This is a genomic window from Desulfolithobacter dissulfuricans (assembly GCF_025998535.1).
In the GTDB taxonomy this organism is placed as follows: Bacteria; Desulfobacterota; Desulfobulbia; order Desulfobulbales; family Desulfobulbaceae; genus Desulfolithobacter; species Desulfolithobacter dissulfuricans.
Genome location: NZ_AP024233.1, coordinates 1,739,573 through 1,757,528, shown reverse-complemented (window position 1 = coordinate 1,757,528; position 17,956 = coordinate 1,739,573). Strand labels below are relative to the sequence as shown.

General features: G+C 57.2%; 13 protein-coding genes and 2 pseudogenes. 10 read left to right on the top strand and 5 right to left on the bottom strand.

The genetic code is table 11. The annotated features are described in order from the left end of the window. Window positions 1-138: 138 nt before the first annotated feature. From GF1_RS07735 to GF1_RS07720, 4 genes are all read left to right on the top strand, one after another. Complete coding sequence (locus GF1_RS07735; protein ID WP_267929052.1) at window positions 139-1,500, top strand: TrpB-like pyridoxal phosphate-dependent enzyme; 1,362 nt, start codon at window positions 139-141, stop codon at window positions 1,498-1,500. Window positions 1,501-1,646: 146 nt separating this feature from the next. Further along, a complete protein-coding gene (dacB, locus tag GF1_RS07730; protein WP_267929051.1) occupies window positions 1,647-2,765 on the top strand; it encodes a D-alanyl-D-alanine carboxypeptidase/D-alanyl-D-alanine endopeptidase in 1,119 nt (372 codons plus the stop codon). A 25-nt stretch (window positions 2,766-2,790) separates the two neighbouring features. Next, complete coding sequence (locus GF1_RS07725) at window positions 2,791-3,360, top strand: alpha/beta fold hydrolase (RefSeq protein WP_267929120.1); 570 nt, start codon at window positions 2,791-2,793, stop codon at window positions 3,358-3,360. Between the two features lie 21 nt (window positions 3,361-3,381). Continuing rightward, complete coding sequence (locus tag GF1_RS07720; RefSeq protein ID WP_267929050.1) at window positions 3,382-5,910, top strand: PAS domain-containing hybrid sensor histidine kinase/response regulator; 2,529 nt, start codon at window positions 3,382-3,384, stop codon at window positions 5,908-5,910. 101 nt (window positions 5,911-6,011) lie between these two features. On the opposite strand, the gene GF1_RS07715 is transcribed toward GF1_RS07720, so the two are convergent. Continuing rightward, on the bottom strand, window positions 6,012-6,182 hold the full coding sequence (locus tag GF1_RS07715; protein WP_267929049.1) for a hypothetical protein: 171 nt from the start codon (window positions 6,180-6,182) through the stop codon (window positions 6,012-6,014). A gap of 254 nt (window positions 6,183-6,436) precedes the next feature. Between GF1_RS07715 and GF1_RS07710 the strand changes: the two genes are divergently transcribed. Genes GF1_RS07710 through GF1_RS07695 form a run of 4 tightly spaced genes read left to right on the top strand, consistent with a single transcriptional unit; the run spans window position 6,437 to window position 12,125 of the window. Beyond that, on the top strand, window positions 6,437-7,465 hold the full coding sequence (locus tag GF1_RS07710; protein ID WP_267929048.1) for a histone deacetylase family protein: 1,029 nt from the start codon (window positions 6,437-6,439) through the stop codon (window positions 7,463-7,465). Then, the gene (locus tag GF1_RS07705; protein WP_267929047.1) at window positions 7,456-8,121 is read left to right on the top strand and encodes a CBS domain-containing protein; all 666 of its coding nucleotides are present in this window, start codon (window positions 7,456-7,458) and stop codon (window positions 8,119-8,121) included. Before GF1_RS07710 ends, GF1_RS07705 begins: the two co-directional genes overlap by 10 nt. Beyond that, the gene (gene acs / locus GF1_RS07700) at window positions 8,118-10,235 is read left to right on the top strand and encodes an acetate--CoA ligase alpha subunit (protein ID WP_267929046.1); all 2,118 of its coding nucleotides are present in this window, start codon (window positions 8,118-8,120) and stop codon (window positions 10,233-10,235) included. The genes GF1_RS07705 and acs overlap by 4 nt, the downstream gene beginning before the upstream one ends. Window positions 10,236-10,244: 9 nt before the next feature. Continuing rightward, window positions 10,245-12,125 carry a bifunctional acetyl-CoA hydrolase/transferase family protein/GNAT family N-acetyltransferase gene (locus GF1_RS07695; protein WP_267929045.1) on the top strand — a complete coding sequence of 627 codons (1,881 nt, stop codon included), beginning with the start codon at window positions 10,245-10,247 and terminating at the stop codon, window positions 12,123-12,125. Here the strand turns inward: GF1_RS07695 and GF1_RS07690 are convergent. Both GF1_RS07690 and GF1_RS07685 read right to left on the bottom strand, forming a co-directional pair. After that, window positions 12,122-12,589, bottom strand: coding sequence for an arsenate reductase ArsC (locus tag GF1_RS07690; protein ID WP_267929044.1), 468 nt, complete (start codon window positions 12,587-12,589; stop codon window positions 12,122-12,124). The genes GF1_RS07695 and GF1_RS07690 overlap by 4 nt on opposite strands. A gap of 14 nt (window positions 12,590-12,603) precedes the next feature. Further along, a pseudogene (locus GF1_RS07685) lies at window positions 12,604-13,047 on the bottom strand (arsenic resistance protein); the annotation flags it as partial. Window positions 13,048-13,179: 132 nt separating this feature from the next. Between GF1_RS07685 and GF1_RS07680 the strand changes: the two are divergent. Next, window positions 13,180-14,541: an IS4 family transposase gene (locus tag GF1_RS07680; protein ID WP_267927913.1), complete on the top strand. Its 1,362-nt coding sequence runs from the start codon at window positions 13,180-13,182 to the stop codon at window positions 14,539-14,541. Between the two features lie 31 nt (window positions 14,542-14,572). On the opposite strand, the pseudogene GF1_RS07675 reads toward GF1_RS07680, so the two are convergent. Further along, window positions 14,573-15,244: pseudogene (locus GF1_RS07675) on the bottom strand (arsenic resistance protein); the annotation flags it as partial. A gap of 539 nt (window positions 15,245-15,783) precedes the next feature. Here GF1_RS07675 and ltrA point away from each other — a divergent pair. Beyond that, entirely contained in the window at window positions 15,784-17,127 is a 1,344-nt protein-coding gene (gene ltrA / locus GF1_RS07670; protein WP_267929043.1) for a group II intron reverse transcriptase/maturase, read from the top strand. Between the two features lie 437 nt (window positions 17,128-17,564). Here the strand turns inward: ltrA and GF1_RS07665 are convergent, their stop codons facing one another. Continuing rightward, window positions 17,565-17,912, bottom strand: coding sequence for an ArsR/SmtB family transcription factor (locus GF1_RS07665; protein ID WP_267929042.1), 348 nt, complete (start codon window positions 17,910-17,912; stop codon window positions 17,565-17,567). Window positions 17,913-17,956 lie beyond the last annotated feature (44 nt).

Here is a 17,956-nt window from a genome sequence, read left to right as displayed (position 1 = left end):
CGTCGAGCATGAAACCGTGAGCCGGGCGCAGCGGATGTGCCTGTTTCGAGGTTCGATTGCCGGACATGTACGGAAAGAAGGAAAAGCCCCTGTGGCCAGGGGCAGACCATGAGGCAGTGAACCTGACAAGGAGCGATCATGAAAAAAATCATTCTGCGTGAAGACGAGATGCCCACCCGCTGGTATAACGTGGTGCCCGATATTCCCGGTGGCCTCCAGCCGCCCCTGGACCCCGAGACCAAGGAGCCCATGGGCCCGGAAAAACTATCCGCCGTCTTTCCCATGGCCCTGCTCGAGCAGGAGATGAGCAGCGAGCCGTGGATCGATATCCCCGAGGAAGTGCTGGAGGTCTACAAGATCTGGCGTCCCTCCCCCCTGGTCCGGGCCCGGAAGCTGGAAGAGGCCCTGGGCACCAGGGCGAAGATCTTTTTCAAGAACGAGGGGGTCTCGCCGGTGGGCAGCCACAAGCCCAACTCGGCCGTGGCCCAGGCCTATTATAATAAGCGTGAAGGGGTAAAGCGGCTCGCCACCGAGACCGGTGCCGGCCAGTGGGGATCCGCCTTATCGCTGGCCACCTCCAAGTTCGGTCTGGAGTGCAAGGTGTACATGGTGCGGGTTTCTTTTGATCAGAAACCGTACAGAAAATCCATCATGCAGACCTTTGGCGCCGATATCGTGGCCAGTCCGAGTCAGGATACCAATACCGGCCGGGCCATCCTTGAAAAGGATCCTGATACGCCGGGCTCTCTGGGGATTGCCATTTCCGAGGCCCTGGAGGATGCAGCCATCCATGACGACACCAATTACGCACTCGGGTCTGTATTGAACCATGTGGTGCTGCACCAGTCCATTATTGGCCTGGAAGCCAAAAAACAGATGGAAATTGCGGGCGAGTATCCGGACGTGATCGTCGGTTGCTGTGGCGGTGGCTCCAACTTTGCCGGGCTGCTGGCCCCCTTTGTCCCGGATTACCTGGAAGGGAAGAAAATTCGTTTCGTGGGCTATGAGCCAGCCTCCTGTCCGTCCATGACCGCTGGCAAGCTTGCCTATGATTCCGGTGACGTGGCCATGATGACCCCGCTTCTCTACATGTACACTCTGGGCCATGATTTCATGCCCCCGGGTATCCATGCCGGTGGCCTGCGCTACCATGGTATGGCGCCCATCGTCTCGGCCCTTATCCGGGATAATATCGTCGAGCCAAAAAGCGTCCATCAGCTCGAATGCTTCGAGGCCGGGGTCCTGTTCGCCAAGACTGAAGGTATCATTCCTGCACCCGAGACCACCCACGCCATCCGCGGTGCTATTATCGAAGCCATGAAAGATCCCGACGAGCCCAAGACCATTCTTTTTAACTTTTCAGGCCATGGTCTCATCGATATGGCAGCCTATGACAGTTATTTTGCCGGTGAACTCCATGATTACTCCTATCCAAAGGAGCAGATCGAGAAGTCCCTAGCCAGGCTGCCGAACGTGTCGAAGACAGACGAAATCGACTGAGCAGGAGACCTGTTCTGTTGCGGCCGTCAGCCGGACCACGGATCCTGGTTTTTTTGCTGGCCCTTATCGCTCTTAGTGTATCCTGGCAGGCTGCGTTTGCAGCCTGCCATTTTTTTTCAGATCTGATCCGTAACGGCGGATATGGCGTGGCAGACCACAGGGGACGGATTGTCAGTTCCTGCCGGCCTGACACCCCGTTTATCCCCGCCTCTGTCATCAAGATCCCCACTGCCCTGGCAGCCCTGCACATTCTTGGCAGAGAATACCGTTTCCGGACGGAATTTTTTCAGGACACCCAAAACAATCTCTACATAAAGGGCTATGGCGACCCTTTGCTGACTTCGGAGGAGGTTGCCCTGATTCTGACTCGCCTTGGCGAGCACAATGTGCGGGAGATAAATAGTATCTTTATTGATGATTCCGCCTTTGCCCTGTCCAGGCAGACACCGGGCCTCGGCAAGAGCGCCAATCCCTATGATGCGCCGGTTGGTGCTGTATTTGTTAATTTCAATACCGTTGACATCATTGTAGATGGGGATGGAAAGGTACGTTCCGGTGAGGAGCAGACGCCGACCCTGCCGATCATGCGCTCCCTGGCCCTCGGGCAGGAGCACCGTCTGTCTTCGACACAGACGTCTGTCGTTCCGACACACTACCGGGTCAATATCTGTCAAAACGGCTGCGAGCCCCGGGAGCAGATGGCCCGGCTGACGGCCGAGCTGTTCCGCGGCCTGCAGCAGCAGTCTGGTATCCCCGGAACGGGCCGCTGGGCAAGAAAACGAGTACCTCCGGATGCCAGGCTTGTTTATACACACCAAAATTCCAGAGATCTTGGCGGGGTGATTGCTTCGATGCTCAAATTTTCCAGTAATGTCATTGCCAATGCAGTGTACCTGAGCTGCGGCGCCAACCGTTTTGGTTATCCGGCCACCTGGGAAAAGGCACATCGTGCTGTGACCGAGGCCCTGCAGGCAGAGCTCGGAGCTGATACCGCGGCGGCGATCATCCAGAAGGAAGGTTCCGGCCTGTCCCGTGACAACCGGGTTACCGCCAGGGCTATGCTTCGGGTCCTGCACGCCTTTGCTCCATACAAAGACCTGCTCGACTCCCGCAGGGGGATATTCCTGAAGTCCGGAACCCTGGAGGGCGTATACAACTACGCAGGATACCTGGAGGATGGCCGTCCCTTTGTCATTTTGCTCAACCAGCAGGACAACACCAGAAAAACGGTACTGGCACGTCTACGCCAAAGCCAGTGTAATTGACAGTAATAAGCATAGTTGATTACCACTGAAACAGCAGCCGCTTGTCAGCGAGTTGAACCGGGCCGGATTCACCACCCTGGCCATGGATTTGCGCGGCCACGGCGAAAGCCGCCAGGCAGAAGACGGCAGCGATGATGGGGCGCGGGTGCTGGACCGTGATCCGAAACTTTTTAATGCCATGTATCTCGATGTTGCTGCGGCAGTGGACTGGCTTAGAGAACACCGCCATATCAGCGGCAATCGTCTGGCCCTTGTCGGTGCCAGTGTGGGCTGCAGTGTGGCGATGCATGCCGTGGCATCGGGGGCTGTTATCCCGGCTGCGGTGGTGCTCATGACGCCTGGGACCAATTATCTCGGGGTACCTACCATGCAACATATAAAGTCCTGGCCGGACAGGTCTCTTCTCATCCTGAGCAGTATCGAAGAACAGGATCGTGACGCGGTTCAGATACACAGGGCGTTAAAAAATCGTGGTGCCGAACTGGTTGTGCTCAAGCAGGACGGGATTCACGGCACCAGGATGTTTGGCCGTGTGGAAGGGATTGAAAACCGCATTGCCTTGTGGCTTCTCAATGTGATGCAGGCAGGTAAGTAATTTTTTTAAGAAAAAGGGGCCATGATAGTTTACAGCCGCAACAGGAAACCATCACGCAGGTGCGGTTTTTCCATCACATCCAGTCGTTTTGTCGCCTGGCTTCTGTCCTTGCTTATTTTCACGCCAAACGCCAGCCTGGCATCCGATGCGTCTGTCATAGGCCTGCTGTGGGCCAGTCCGGAAGTCCTGGCCGTGGTGTTTTTCGATTTGCTGATTCTGGTCCTTATCATTGGCCTTGTTCTGTACAATCAACGTCTCAGGAACAAGATCAATCAGCACCGCCGGGAAAACCAGGAGTTGGAAAACAAGTTTCAGGCTGTTTTTCAACAGCTCCGCCACCCCGCAGCTCTGCTCGATTCCGACGGCACTGTTCTTTATGTGAACGAGGCGGCTCTTGTTCTGGCCGGTTGCCAGGAAGGGGAGATACGAGGGAAACTTTTCTGGGAAGCCCCGTGGTGGAGTCGTTGCCCAAGTCAGCATGAACGGGTCAGGGGTGCGGTACGGCTGGCTCGCCGTGGCCGGGAGGTACGCTTTGAGGCCTACGTGCATGATGAGAACGGTGAGCCCCAGTATATAGATTTTTCCATGCGCCCTGTAAAAGACCAGGGAGGGAAAACCCGTTATCTCCTGCCGGAAGGCCATGATATCACCGAGTACCGTTATAACCAGAGACTGTACCAGTATTTGTTCCATAATACCCCGGAAGGTGTCTTCTTACTGAAAAACGGGGTGATAGATGACTGCAACCAGAAGGCGGCAGAGATTTTTGCCTGCAGCAGGGAAGATCTGCTCGGAGCAAGGCCCGTGGATCTGGCTCCGGAAAAACAGCCTGAAGGGGAGACATCCCGGGAACAGCTCATCGAGTTGGAGAAAAGGTGCCATGAGCAGGGGACACAACATGTTGAATGGGTCTGTCGTCGCCTGGATGGCAAGCTGATAGATGTGTGCATGACCGTTATATCCATTGACCGGGAACGGTCGTATCTACAGGTCATACTCCAGGACCTGACCCGTCAGCGCAGGACCGAGCAGGAACTGTATATGGCCAAATATGCGTTGGATTCCAGTGGGATCCCCGTCGTCTGGTATCAGCCGGGCAAGACAGCGGGCGAGACAAGAATCGTTTATGTCAACGATGCCGCCTGTCAAAATCTCGGATATTCCCGGGAAGAGTTGCTGCAGATGAGCGCCGCAGATATCGGGCATGATTCCCTGGAAGAGAAATATGCACAGCTTGTTGAGAGATTGAAGAAAAACGTTTTTTCCTCCTATGAGACAGAAGTTCGTCACAGAGACGGTTCATTGAGACCCATAGAGGTGAGCACCAGCTATTTCCAGTACAGAGGCCAGGAATACCTCTTTATCATGGCCAAAGAGATCAGCGCCCGCAAGAAGATGGAGGAGGAACTGCGCCAGGCCCATAAACTGGAAGCCATCGGCACACTGGCTGGCGGTATCGCCCATGATTTTAACAACATTCTATCGGTTATTTTTGGCTATATCGAGATGGCACGGCTGAAAGTCGGGGAAAACAGTGACGTCGGGCAGGACCTGGTTCAGGTGCACGTGGCAGCGGAACGGGCCAGGAAACTTGTCCAGCAGATACTCGCCTTCAGCAGACGAAGCAAGGAAGAACGCAAACCCCTCGAGGCGCAACTGGTGATCAAGGAGGCGCTGAAGCTGCTCCGCTCCTCGATTCCGTCAAATATTACCATCGAACAGGATATCCAGAGCAAGGCAACCATCCTGGCAGACACTACCCAGCTTCAGCAGATCATCATGAATCTCTGTACCAATGCCTATCATGCCATGCGCCGACATGGAGGAACGCTGGGCGTTGCCCTGCACGAGGTCGATATCTCCGCGGACAGCGAAATCAGGCTTCCGGACACGGCGCCAGGTCCCTATCTGCTGCTGGAAGTCAGTGACACCGGTGAAGGTATGGATGAAGAGACCCGAGCTCATATCTTTGAACCCTATTTTACCACCAAGGAGGCGGGAGAGGGCACCGGACTTGGTCTGGCAGTGGTACACGGAATTGTGCAGAGTTATGGAGGGCAGATCGTGGTACACTCCAGCCCGGACCAGGGCAGTTTATTTCAGGTTTATCTGCCGCGTATCGTAAACTCTGATACGTCGGATGCTGAGATAAAAGAGGTGCCGAAGATTGCAGGCGGGAAGGAACATATTCTCTTTGTGGATGATGAAAAGGAAATTGTCGAACTGTGTGAGGAAATGCTCAGCCGTTACGGATACAGGGTCACCTCATTCTGTCAGCCTGCAGCACTCCTTGATTTTCTGAATAAATGTCAGAGCGTCGATCTGGTTATAACCGATATGACCATGCCCGGATTGACCGGTGATCGGCTGGCAGCACGCATTTTTGAAAAATATCCCGACCTGCCGGTTATTCTCTGTACCGGTTACAGTGAAACCATGAGCCGGGACAAGGCTCTGTCCCTGGGCATCAGTGAATACATGCAGAAACCCCTGGTCATGCATGAACTCCTTCGAACGGTACGCAGAGTGCTAGATCAGCAAAAGGCCTGAACCTCTTTCCGCACAACCTTTACCGAACACACATGGAGGATGGCAGATCTGGTTCGGCGTCTACGCGTCCTCCCAGAGGCGGGACGGGACTTTCACATGAATTATTTTTCCCTTGCCTTTGCAACAAAGGCCCGGATCTGCTCAGGACTGAGGAAGATGCCGCTGAGGGTTTGTTCGCCTGCCCGCAGGGTTGGGATCATCCGCACCCCGTCTTTCCAGGCTCGGCCAGGATGAGTCACGATATCGATCCGGTTGATTGTAAGCCCCGGCATTTCCTTTTCCAGTTTTTTCAGCTCCCGGCTGACCAGCATGCAGCGCGGTCAGAGGCTTGATTTGTAAAAGGTTATTTCTCTGTTCGTATCTTTCATGTGCCCTGCTCCCCTGTCTGAATTGCCAGTTGTATCTACTATTATAACGCACTGAATTTAAAATAAAAACTAAATTTGCTTTCCCCTGCGGATTGTCGTTGACTTGCGCCGGTAAACCCGCTACACCATGCATATTACTTTTTCCTTCAGGACAGGTCATGACGACGGTTCCACAGATAGCACTTATCAGGGATCCCCGCTTCCTCGAACACGATACCGGGGGCGGCGACCATCCGGAAACCCCTGAACGACTGCTGGCCATCGAGCAGCAGCTCTGCAACGGACCACTGGCCCCCCATCTTGTTTTTCATTCATCCCGTATGCCGCAGCGGGAAGACCTGCTCTCCTTTCATTCCGAAGCCTGGCTTTTCCGTTTCGAAGAGGCCGTTCTTGCCGGCCGCACCTATATCGACCATCCCGACAACCAGGTGGGTTATGAGACCTACCAGGTGGCCCAGCTTTCCGCCGGGAGCGGTATGGTGGCAGTCGACCTGGTGGAAGGGGGCTTTTCCGGGCCGGTCTTCTCCTGTACCCGGCCGCCGGGACACCATGCCGAACCGGGGATGCCGCTTGGTTTCTGTTTTCTGAACAACTGCGTCCTGGCGGTGCGTTACTGGCAAAAGGAGTATGGCCGACGCCGGATCTGTGTGCTTGATTTTGACGCCCACCACGGCAACGGCATCCAGACCGCCTTTGACAAGGACGTGGACACCCTCTACATATCCATCCATGAACATCCCAGTTTCAGCTATCCGGGGACCGGCTACCAGGAAGAGCAGGGGACCGGCCCGGCCCGGGGGACGGTGCTCAATATCCCCCTGGCACCGGGCGCCGGCGATGCCAGGGTTATCGAGGTCCTGGATGGACCGGTGCAAGACGCCCTGGAGCGGTTCCAGCCCCAGTGCCTGGTGGTGGCCGCCGGCTTTGACGCCCACCGGCTCGATGACATGTCGGGCCTGGCCTGGTCCACGGACCTGTACCGGATTATCGGTTTCCGGCTGGGCGACTGGGCAGCGCGTTTTTGCCGCGGGCGGATGATTTCCATCCTCGAGGGTGGCTATCATCCAGACTCTCTGGCCGCCAGTGTGGAGGCCTACCTGGCAGGTCAGCTATCAGCAGTAACCGGGTCGGAAGGCAATAGTCATCCCGGCCGGGAGAAAAGTGGAGAAAAACAAAGATGTTTGTAACCTACCATATGACCCCGGATCCGATGACCGTCGGACCGGATGTCTGCATTCCCGAAGCCAGAGAGATCCTTCTAAAGCATGGGTTTCGGCACCTGCCGGTTGTGGATGACGGGAACCGGTTGCAGGGTATGGTCACGGATCGGGACCTGCGCCTGGCCTATCCGTCGTCGGTGCTTGACGAAGATGAGCGGCAGCTGGTCCTGGACCGGGTCAAGAGAACGCCGGTTCATGCCATCATGACCAGAGAATTCGTCACCCTCTCCACCGGTTCGACCCTGGATGATGCCCTGCTCCTGTTCCAGAGTCACAAGGTGGGGGCCCTGCCGGTTCTGGATCAGGAGGGGCGGCTGATTGGTATCCTTTCCCTCAACGATCTGGTCTCGGCCTACAGTTCGCTCTTTGGCCTGAGGGAAAGGGGGTCCTGCCTGGTGGCGGCCACCGACAGCGGGGAGCCGGGAGCTTTGGGCCGCTTGATCCTGACCCTCGAGGAACACGATATCCATGTGACCCGGGTGATCCGCTCCGACCATCGGGAGAACGAACCGGACATGCTCTATTTCCGGATCAGTACCTGTAATATACCCGCAGTGCACCGGCTCATCGAACAGGCCGGTTTTACGGTGCACCTGCCGGGCGAGAGGAGGATGGGTTCATGACACTTGAAAAACTCTTTGCCCCCGGTTCCGTGGCGGTCATCGGTGCCTCCAGGACACCGGGCAAGGTGGGCTATGATATCCTGAAGAACCTGGTGGAATCCGGCTTCGGGGGTCCCATTGTCCCGGTCAATCCGGCCGGCGGGGAAATTCTCGGCCAGAAGGTCTACAAACGTCTGGCCGATTATGACCAGACCGTTGACCTGGTGGTGATCGTCCTGCCCAGTCAGCTGGTTCTGGAGGCGGCCCGGGAGGCGGTAGCCAAGGGGGCCGGCGGAGTGGTGGTTATCAGCGCCGGGTTCAAGGAGGTAGGTGACGAAGGGCGTAAGCGGGAAAAAGAACTGGCCGACATCGTCCGCCGGGGCGGGGCCCGGATGCTTGGCCCCAACTGCCTGGGACTGATCAATACCGCCACTCATCTCAACGCATCTTTTGCCGGCCGCATGCCCGAGCCGGGCTCCATCGCGGTTTTCTCCCAGTCCGGCGCCCTGTGCACCGCCATGCTCGACATGGCTGCCCAGCGGCACCTCGGGTTGTCCAAGCTGGTATCCATCGGCAACAAGGCCGACATCACCGAGGTGGACCTGCTCCGGGCCCTGGCCGATGACGAGGACACATCGGTCATTGTCGGCTACCTGGAGGATATCAGTTCCGGCGACCATTTTGTCAAGGCAGCGGAACGGGCCTGTCTCAAGAAACCGGTGATCCTGCTCAAGTCCGGAACCACGGCCGCCGGCCGCAAGGCCGCAGCCAGCCATACCGGTGTCCTGGCCGGGGCGGAAACAGCCTACGGGGCCGCCTTCAAGCGTTCGGGTGTCTGCCGGGCCGATACCTTCGATGCGCTTTTCGACTACGCCACCGCGCTGGACATGCAGCCCCTGCCCCGGGGCAAGCGGGTGCTCATCATCACCAATGCCGGTGGCCCCGGGACCATGGCCGCCGATGCCGTGGAGAAGATCGGCCTTGAGGTGGCGGTCCTGGATCGAAACACCACCACGGCCCTGCGGGCCCGGCTGCCGGCCAGTGCCTCGGTGGGCAACCCGGTGGACGTACTGGGCGATGCCGATCCGGATCGGTACGTGGCCGCCCTGGAAGCAGCCCAGGAAGATGAGTCCGTGGATGCCATCCTGGTTCTCCTGACCCCGCAGGCGATGACCAAGCCGGTGGAGACCGCCCGGGCCATTGCCGCCTCCCTGGATGGCTCCAAGCCGGTGCTGGCGTCGTTCATGGGCGGCAAGGACGTGCTGCCTGGTCGCCAGGAACTGGCCGCGGCCGGGCTGCCGGATTATGAATCGCCGGAACGGGCAGTGTCGGCGCTCAAGGCCATGTACGATTACAATGTCTGGCGCCGGCGGCCGCCGCGCCAGGTGACCCGCTATCCGGTCAACCGGCGGCGGGTGGAACGGATCATCTCCCGCCGTCAGCGCACCGGCCAGCTTCAGCTCAGCGAGGTGAAGAGCAAGGATATCCTCAAGGCGTACGGTTTTCACATCATGGATGGCAGCCTGGCCGGCAGCGTGAACGAGGCCATCGAGATTGCCCGGTTCATTGGTTTTCCGGTGGCCATGAAGATCGTTTCGCCCAACATCATCCACAAGACCGATCTCGGTGGAGTCCGCCTCGGGCTGTCCAGTGCCCAGGAGGTGGAGGACGCCTATGACCTTATGATGCTGCGGATCAGCAAGCAGGTGCCCGATGCGGTGATCGAGGGTGTATACGTGGAGAAGATGGCCGATCCGGGCCTGGAGGTGATCATCGGCATGACCAGGGATCCCCAGTTCGGTCCCATGCTGATGTTTGGCCTGGGCGGTATCTTTGTCGAGGTAATGAAGGACGTGACCTTCCATCTGGCACCCATTACCCGGGAGGAGGCGGTGCAGATGCTCAAATCAACCCGTTCCTACGAGATGCTCAAGGGCAAGCGGGGCCGCAAGGAGGTGGATATCGATGCCATTGCCGGCTCCCTGCAGCGGATCAGCCAGCTGACGACGGATTTTCCCCAGATTATCGAGCTGGATATCAATCCCCTGATCGTCGGCGAAATCGGGACCGTGCCCACGGCAGCAGATGCCAGGATGACCCTGGCGCCAGCGAAAAATATTCCGTCACCGAGGTAGGAGGAACCCATGGAATATAACAGTGACTGGAAAGAGCGCTACGGTGACATGATCGCCACCCCGGCCAAGGCGCTCTCCCATCTGCGCCCCGGACAGCGGGTGTTCATCGGTACCGGCTGCGGCGAGCCGGTGGAACTGGTCCGGGCCATGACCGATCGGGCCGGCGAACTGTCCGATGTGGAGATCGTCCAGCTTATCACCAAGGGTGATGCGCCCTATGCCGAAAAGCACCTGGCCGAGTGTTTCACCATCAACTCCTTCTACATCGGTTCCAATGTCCGCGGCGTGATCCAGGAAGGGGTGGGGGCCTACACACCCATTCTTCTCTCCGACATTCCCGATCTCTTTCACAGTGGGCGGCTGCCGCTGGACGTGGCCCTCATCCAGGTGACCCCGCCCGATGCCCGGGGCAAGATGAGCCTGGGTATTTCGGTGGATATCGTCCGCGCCGCGGTGGAGAACGCCTCCCTGGTCATTGCCCAGGTCAATCCCAACATGCCCTGGACCCATGGCAGCTCGCAGGTGGATGTCTATGATCTCGATATCCTGGTTCCGGTGGAGTCACCGCTCATCGAGCGGGAACATCATCCCACCCACGAGATCAGCGACAAAATAGCCAGGTACGCGGCTGCCCTCATCCCCAACGGCGCCACCCTGGAGCTGGGTCTTGGCCGGGTGCCGGGCATCGGCCGGCTGCCCCATGCGGTGCTCGATCATCTCTACGACAAGAAGGACCTGGGGGTCCACACCGAGATGATCACCGACTCCATCATCGACCTGGTGGAGTGCGGGGTGGTTACCGGCCGCCGCAAGACCATCGACCGGGGCAAGATCACCACCTCGTTCTGCATGGGTACCAGGCGGCTCTATGATTTTGTCAACGACAACCCCGGTGTCTGTTTCCGTCCCACCGAATATGTCAACAACTCCGAGGTGATAGCCGGGCAGAAACGGATGGTGGCGGTCAACATGGCCCTGGAAATCGATCTCACCGGCCAGGTCTGTTCCGATTCCGTCGGCGGCCGGTTCTATTCCGGGATCGGCGGCCAGGTGGATTTCAACCGGGGCGCGGCCCGCTCGGAAGGGGGCAAGTCGATCCTGACCCTGCCTTCTGTCAACGAGGACGGCAGCCGCTCACGCATCGTCACCCGGCTCCAGCCCGGCTCCGGAGTGGTCATAACCCGGGGTACGGTCCAGTACGTGGTCACCGAGTACGGGGTGGCCTTTCTCCACGGCAAGTCCATCCAGGAACGGGTCATTGCCCTGATCTCCATCGCCCATCCCGATTTCCGCGAACAGCTCTTCCGGGAAGCCATCGAGACCCGGCTGATCCATCCGGAGATGGAGGAATTCGGTGACCGTCTCTTCATTCCCGGCGAAGACTACATGCGCACCACCATGCTGCTCGACGACGGGAACCTGGTCACTTTCCGCTCCATCCGGCCCACCGACGAGCCGCACATGCGCGAACTGATGTACAACCTGTCCCAGGAGACCGTCTACTACCGGTTCATGAGCCGGCAGAAACGGTTCACCCACCGGCAGCTGCACGATTTTGTCTATATCGACCATCGCAAGGATGTGGCCATCGTCGGCACCTTGCCCGAGGCCCATGGAGAGGCGATCATCGCGGTGGGACGCTACTATCTCAACGAGCGGACCAACAAGGCCGAGGTCGCCTTCGTGATCCAGGACCAGTGGCAGGGCAAGGGGATCGGCACCTTCCTCTTCCGGCACCTGATCACCATTGCCAAGCGTAACGGCATCGCCGGGTTCACGGCCGAGGTCCTGCGGGACAACTACCGGATGCAGGCCATCTTCAACCACTCGGGCTACAAGGTCAAGAGCCGGCTGGAGGAGGGGGTCTACAGCTTCGAGATCGAATTTTAGTCGGCGCTCGCCCCGGAGCTGCAGGAACTTGTCCCGGAGAGGATCTCCGGCAGCTCCAGGACAAAGGCCCTGATCTCATCGCGCACCCTCCGGTAGCAGGCAAGGACCTCTTCTTCGCTCTTTGCCGTGGCGGCCAGCCTGGGAGGATCGTCAAAACCCCGGTGGATGACCCGGGTCCTGCCGGGAAAGAGCGGGCACGACTCGTGGGCATGGCCGCAGACCGTGATCACGTAGTCAAAGTCCTGCTCCGGCAGCTCTTCGATGAGGGTCGAGCTCTGGGTCGAGATATCCACCCCGGCCTCGGCCATGACCTGGACCGCTTTGGGGTTGAGGCCATGGCGCTCGATGCCGGCGGACCAGGCCTCGATGGTGTCGGAATTCAGCTCCCGGGCCCAGCCTTCGGCCATCTGACTGCGACAGGAGTTGCCGGTACAGAGAAAGAGAATTTTCAGTTTGCGATTCATTGGCTTCTGGTTTTTCAGGGTTGTCGATGGAGATGAGAGATGGTCGTCGCTGTCTGCAGGCGGTACGGAAACAGTTTCTTCCTGAACCGGTGGGCCACGCTGACCAGGCTGATCAGGACCGGTACTTCCACCAGGGGGCCGATCACGGCGGCAAAGGCCTGTCCCGATTCGAGGCCAAACACACTGATGGCCACGGCAATGGCCAGCTCAAAGTTGTTGGAGGCGGCGGTGAACGACAGGGCCGTGGCCTGTTCATAGGTGGCCCCTGCCTTCATGGACATGAAAAACGAAACCAGAAACATGACCAGGAAATAGATGGTCAGCGGGATGGCCACCCGGATAACATCCAGCGGTAACTGTACCATGTTTTCACCCTTGAGGGAAAACATGACCATGATGGTGAAGAGGAGAAAAACCAGGGTCAGAGGACTTATTCTCGGCAGCAATCTTTCCTCGTACCTGAACTTTCTGACTTGTGACAAAAACAGAATAATATGCCGAAATCATTAAAATAAACGTGAAAAGCCCTTTGCTTTTTGATATATTGGAGTTTCCAAAATCCTCAATAAAATCAAAAAGAAAGGGCCGAAATGAAGAGTATACCAAATTCGCAGAAACAGCAAGAAGCAATACGTCTGCACCACAGAATCGATTCGTTCTTTGATAACTTTGCCATCGGCACTCTGCTCAATAGGGCAGGCATCCGCAAGATACGCGGTGCTTCGCCGCTGGTGCTGCTCAAGGCCATTTTCGTGTTGCCGTTTGAAAACAACAACTTTTTCCGCAGTATCGTTGCCGGCAACAACCACGGTTTCAAGAAGGACGCGGCATACCAGCTGCTGAAAAATCCGCGCTACAACTGGCGGAAACTGCTTCTGCTCCTGGCGGCCAAGCTGGTGAACTTCTGCGATCTGCTTACCGATTGTGACAGGAAGAAGGTGCTCATAATTGACGACAGCACCTATGACAGGTCGCATTCGAAATTTGTTGAACTCCTGGCCAGAGTCCATGATCACACCGAAAATCGATTTCTGAACGGCTTCAAGATGCTCAGCCTGGGGTGGAGCGACGGCGCCACGTTTTTGCCCTTGGATTTTTCTATGCTGTCGTCGGCAAACAGCCAAAACAGGTTGCAGGGGATCACCAAAAAGCTGGACAAGAGAAGCATCGGCTACAAGCGGCGTCAGGAGGCCATGACCAAGGCGACGGAACTTCTGGTGCCCATGATAAAAAGGGTGCTGGCGGCCGGAATTGATGCGTCCCATATCCTCATGGACAGTTGGTTTGCTTTTCCGTCGGTCATTCAGGCGTTGAGTCGGCATCGACCGGTGATCTGCATGCTCAAAGATATGCCGACGATCCTTTACCGGCATTGCCACACGGAAATTCGTCTCGGGGAACTTTACAAGCGGATCAAGAAACGCCGGGGCAAAGCAAAAATTCTGGCAAGCGTAATCGTCGAGACCAGGGATGGGCTGCCGGTGAAAATTGTGTTTGTGCGGCACCGGCAGAAACGGGGCTGGTTGGCCATCCTGTCCACCGATCTGGAGTTGTCCGCTGAAGAGATTGTGCGGATTTACGGGAAGCGGTGGGATATAGAGGTCTTCTTCAAGATGGCGAAACACTATCTCAACCTGGAGCGGGAGATGCAACTGCGTGATTATGATGGGCTTATCGGCCACACGACCATTGTCATGCTTCGCTATCTGTTTCTGGCTTTTGAGCAACGGTTGCACGACGACCCCAGAACCCTTGGCAGTTTGTTTTACGCCTGCTCCGATGAACTGCAGGACCTCTCTGTCTTGGAGGCGCTCCAGCGAATATTGAGCCTGGCGCTTGATAAAATACGGAAAATCGGCGTGTTACCAGAAAATATTATATCAAACATCCTTGATGCAGTAATGTCAGTGGCTATTGATATGCTGAAACCACCGGCGCCTTCAACATCTTAAAACAATGAAGAAACAACTAGTTGTTGCAACTCAGAAAGTTCAGCTCGTACCATTGTTCCCCCCTTATTTTCACACCTGTAAGCCGGGTCAGAAAACCGGCCAGGAAGGGGATCCCCAGGTAGATCAGCACGGAACGGGCGATCTCCGCCATGGAGACGTTCACCACCGTCCCCTCGATACCGAGCCGTTCCGGCAGCACGGTAATAAAAATATAGGCATTGAGCGAGAAAAAGAGAATCTGGAAGATTGAGTTGAAGGCCACCAGGCCGGCGCAGTATTCCCGGTCCCCGTCGGCCAGGTCGTTCCAGAAGATCACCATGGCAATGCAGCGGGCCAGGCCGATGAGGATCAGTCCGACCATGTATTCATGGTGACCCTGGAGAAGGGTCACGGCGAGGAAAAACATCAGGACCGGTCCCACCACCCAGTTCTGGACCAGGGAAAGGAGCAGGATTCTGGTGTGGCGGAAAACCAGATGCAGCTTGTCGTAGCGGACCTTGGCCAGGGGCGGGTACATCATCAGGATCAGGCCGATGGCGATGGGGATATTGGTGGTGCCGACCTGCAGCCTGTTTATCTGGTCCCTGACCAGCGGAAACAGGTAGCCGCCCAGGACCCCGGCAAATATGGCCAGAAATATCCACAGGGTGAGGAAGCGGTCCAGGAAGGAAAGTTTTTTCTGATTACCATCAATCTTCAGCATTGAAACCGGTGTCGACCTCGTGTGCCAGGCGAAGCTCTGGCGAACCTGGTGGCTGCGATGCCACCCGCGGTAATTGCCTGTTCACCGCGAAATCGCCGACCCGGCGTGTAGGGGTAACCCGAATCGTCAAGCAGGGTCGGAAAAGGCCGTAAGGTCAGATAGAGTATAGGCCGTAACATCTGTGAACTCGATTCGGCCTCGTTACACATTTGGCGGCGGCGACCCTCCGAGGTCATGGGGAAGCCAGTCATTGACGCGATGAGACAACAGGAGCGTTGCGTTGGGCCGCCCGGGGTGTTTGGAGATGGCATGTACTCAAGGGAGCGCCAGGGAACCTGGGAGACCCGGCGGGACGGGCAGGGCAGCAGATAGCCCGAGTCCAAACGCTGGAGGGGAATGCATAACCCTCTGTGCGGTTCCGGCCGGGAGTCGGACCTGCTCATAGTAGTTTTGAAGCGGGGTAACTCCCGTGGAGCGAAGGGGCAGGACTTTGATCGTGTTTCTGACAATGGAGGAAGTCCCGCTTGGAGTACACATGTTTGTCTCCCACTACGGATAAACGGGCAGGGCAGGAGTTCGGCCTGAGCCCGAAAGTCTCCCTCTTGCGAAAGAAACTGGGCCACAAGGCCAAGCAGGAACCGGAGTTCCGATTCTATGCCCTGTACGACCGGGTGTATCGCCTGGATGTACTGCAAAGTGCCTGGAACCGGGTTTACGCCAATCGAGGCGCTGCCGGGGTGGATGGAGTAAGCCTTGCGTCCATCAAGGAGAGTTCGGAAGGTGTAGCAGGCCTGCTGCAAACAATACAGCAGGAATTGAAGGGTAAGACCTACCGGCCCATGCCGGTAAAACGGGTCTATATCCCAAAGGCGAATGGAAAGATGCGTCCGCTGGGTATCCCGACCGTCAAGGATCGGGTTGTACAGATGGCGGTCCTGTTGATCCTGGAGCCGATTTTCGAGGCAGACTTTGAGGACTGCTCGTACGGATTCCGCCCGGGCCTTAAGGCCCATGATGCTCTCGCCGCGATTCGGCAGGCGCTCAAGGCGGGATTTACCGAAGTTCTGGATGCGGATCTGAGCAGCTACTTTGACACGATTGACCATGGCAAACTGATGCAATGCCTGGAGCGTCGAATAGCTGACCGATCCGTTTTGAAGCTGATCAGGATGTGGTTGAAAAGCGATATCGTTGAAGAGGATGGGCAGGGCGGTCGCAAGATCACTCGCTCCCGCAAGGGTACGCCACAGGGTGGAGTCATCTCGCCTCTGCTGGCCAACATCTTTCTCCATGAATTCGACCAACGCTTTCACAGCTCGGAAGGTCCCCGCAATTTTGCCAACGCAAGGCTGGTACGATATGCCGACGACTGGGTTATCATGGCTCGGTACATCGGACCTCGCATTCACGCCTTTGTTGACAAGACGCTGGGGGAACTCGACCTGATCCTGAATCGGAACAAGACAACCATAGTTAACTTGAAAGATCCCGGCAGTAGTTTTGATTTCCTTGGATTTACGTTCCGCTTTGATCGCAGTCTGTACGGAGCGGGCCGGTACCTGAACATTGTCCCTTCTGCCAAGAGCTTGAAACGGGCGCGAGAAAGGATACATGCTCTGACGATTCGCAGGATTCAAAAGCCGGTAGAAGAAGTAATTGACCACGTCAATCGATTTCTGATTGGCTGGGGCAACTACTTTTCCTTCGGATACCCGAAGGTATCGTTCAAGACGCTTGACTGGTACGTGCAGACCCGGTTCAGTCGCTTTATGAGGACACGGAGTCACCGGCACTGCCGGCACCTTGCTGGAGCGTCGTTGTACAGGGCGCTCATGTCTAAGGGGCTGGTCTATCTGCATAAAAGAGCCGTCAACTCCCTGTGAATGCCTTGAGGCGAGAGATCATCGGAGAGCCGGATGCGGTAAAACCGCACGTCCGGTTCGACGAGGGGGCGCTGTCCGCAATGAGACCTCCTCTGATATGTAGTAGCCGCGTGCGGCAGGGCATAGTCGTTGAAGATCATTGTTGACAGCGCTCTACTCTACACCCGTTTCACGGGACGCCATAAACCCGTCCCTGGGGGCTTGACTGTGGCCATCCAGGCCACAGACACCCGTGAAACAAGAGAGGCCGACACCTTCAGGCATCGGTGGCTGAATTTCAGTGGTAATCACAAAGTTTTTTGTTTTTGCCGGAATGGATCATGGTCAGCCTCCTCTTAATCTTTTTATCCGTATAGGCGGATGTGTCGACCCGGAATAAGTTGCCAAATTTCTCCGGAAACGGTGTCAGCCTGAAGGACGGGTGGCAGGGAAAGCAATCAGCGGCAATTGCCGTGGTCTTTCTGTTGCAGATGGGACTCGAGGTTTTCCAGGTCCTGCCGGGCCGTGTCCAGGTTCGGCAGCGACTGGATGAGAAATTCGGCCAGTCCCTCCTGGAAGGGGGTGGTTCCCCGGGCCAGCCGGTAATACATCCACACCCCCTGACGGCGTCCTTCGACCCACCCGGCGTGGCGCAGGTAGGCCAGGTGCCGGGAGATGGTGGATTGCGGCAGGTCCAGAACCTCCATCAGGTCACAGACACAGAGTTCACCTCGGGTCAGCAGGACCAGGATGCGGAGTCGTATCTCCTCGGACAGGGCCTTGAACAGGGCGGCGGTATCTTTCATGGTCGCTATATATCCGCCTTGGCGGATGTTGTCAACGGTGGTGG

Excerpts from the sequence above, each read along its gene's own strand:
- GF1_RS07735 (WP_267929052.1), top strand. The coding sequence starts at position 139 with ATGAAAAAAATCATTCTGCGTGAAGACGAGATGCCCACCCGCTGGTAT.
- GF1_RS07720 (WP_267929050.1), top strand. The coding sequence starts at position 3,382 with ATGATAGTTTACAGCCGCAACAGGAAACCATCACGCAGGTGCGGTTTT.
- GF1_RS07715 (WP_267929049.1), bottom strand. The coding sequence starts at position 6,182 with ATGCCGGGGCTTACAATCAACCGGATCGATATCGTGACTCATCCTGGC.
- GF1_RS07710 (WP_267929048.1), top strand. The coding sequence starts at position 6,437 with ATGACGACGGTTCCACAGATAGCACTTATCAGGGATCCCCGCTTCCTC.
- GF1_RS07705 (WP_267929047.1), top strand. The coding sequence starts at position 7,456 with ATGTTTGTAACCTACCATATGACCCCGGATCCGATGACCGTCGGACCG.
- acs (WP_267929046.1), top strand. The coding sequence starts at position 8,118 with ATGACACTTGAAAAACTCTTTGCCCCCGGTTCCGTGGCGGTCATCGGT.
- GF1_RS07695 (WP_267929045.1), top strand. The coding sequence starts at position 10,245 with ATGGAATATAACAGTGACTGGAAAGAGCGCTACGGTGACATGATCGCC.
- GF1_RS07690 (WP_267929044.1), bottom strand. The coding sequence starts at position 12,589 with ATGAATCGCAAACTGAAAATTCTCTTTCTCTGTACCGGCAACTCCTGT.
- GF1_RS07680 (WP_267927913.1), top strand. The coding sequence starts at position 13,180 with ATGAAGAGTATACCAAATTCGCAGAAACAGCAAGAAGCAATACGTCTG.
- GF1_RS07665 (WP_267929042.1), bottom strand. The coding sequence starts at position 17,912 with ATGAAAGATACCGCCGCCCTGTTCAAGGCCCTGTCCGAGGAGATACGA.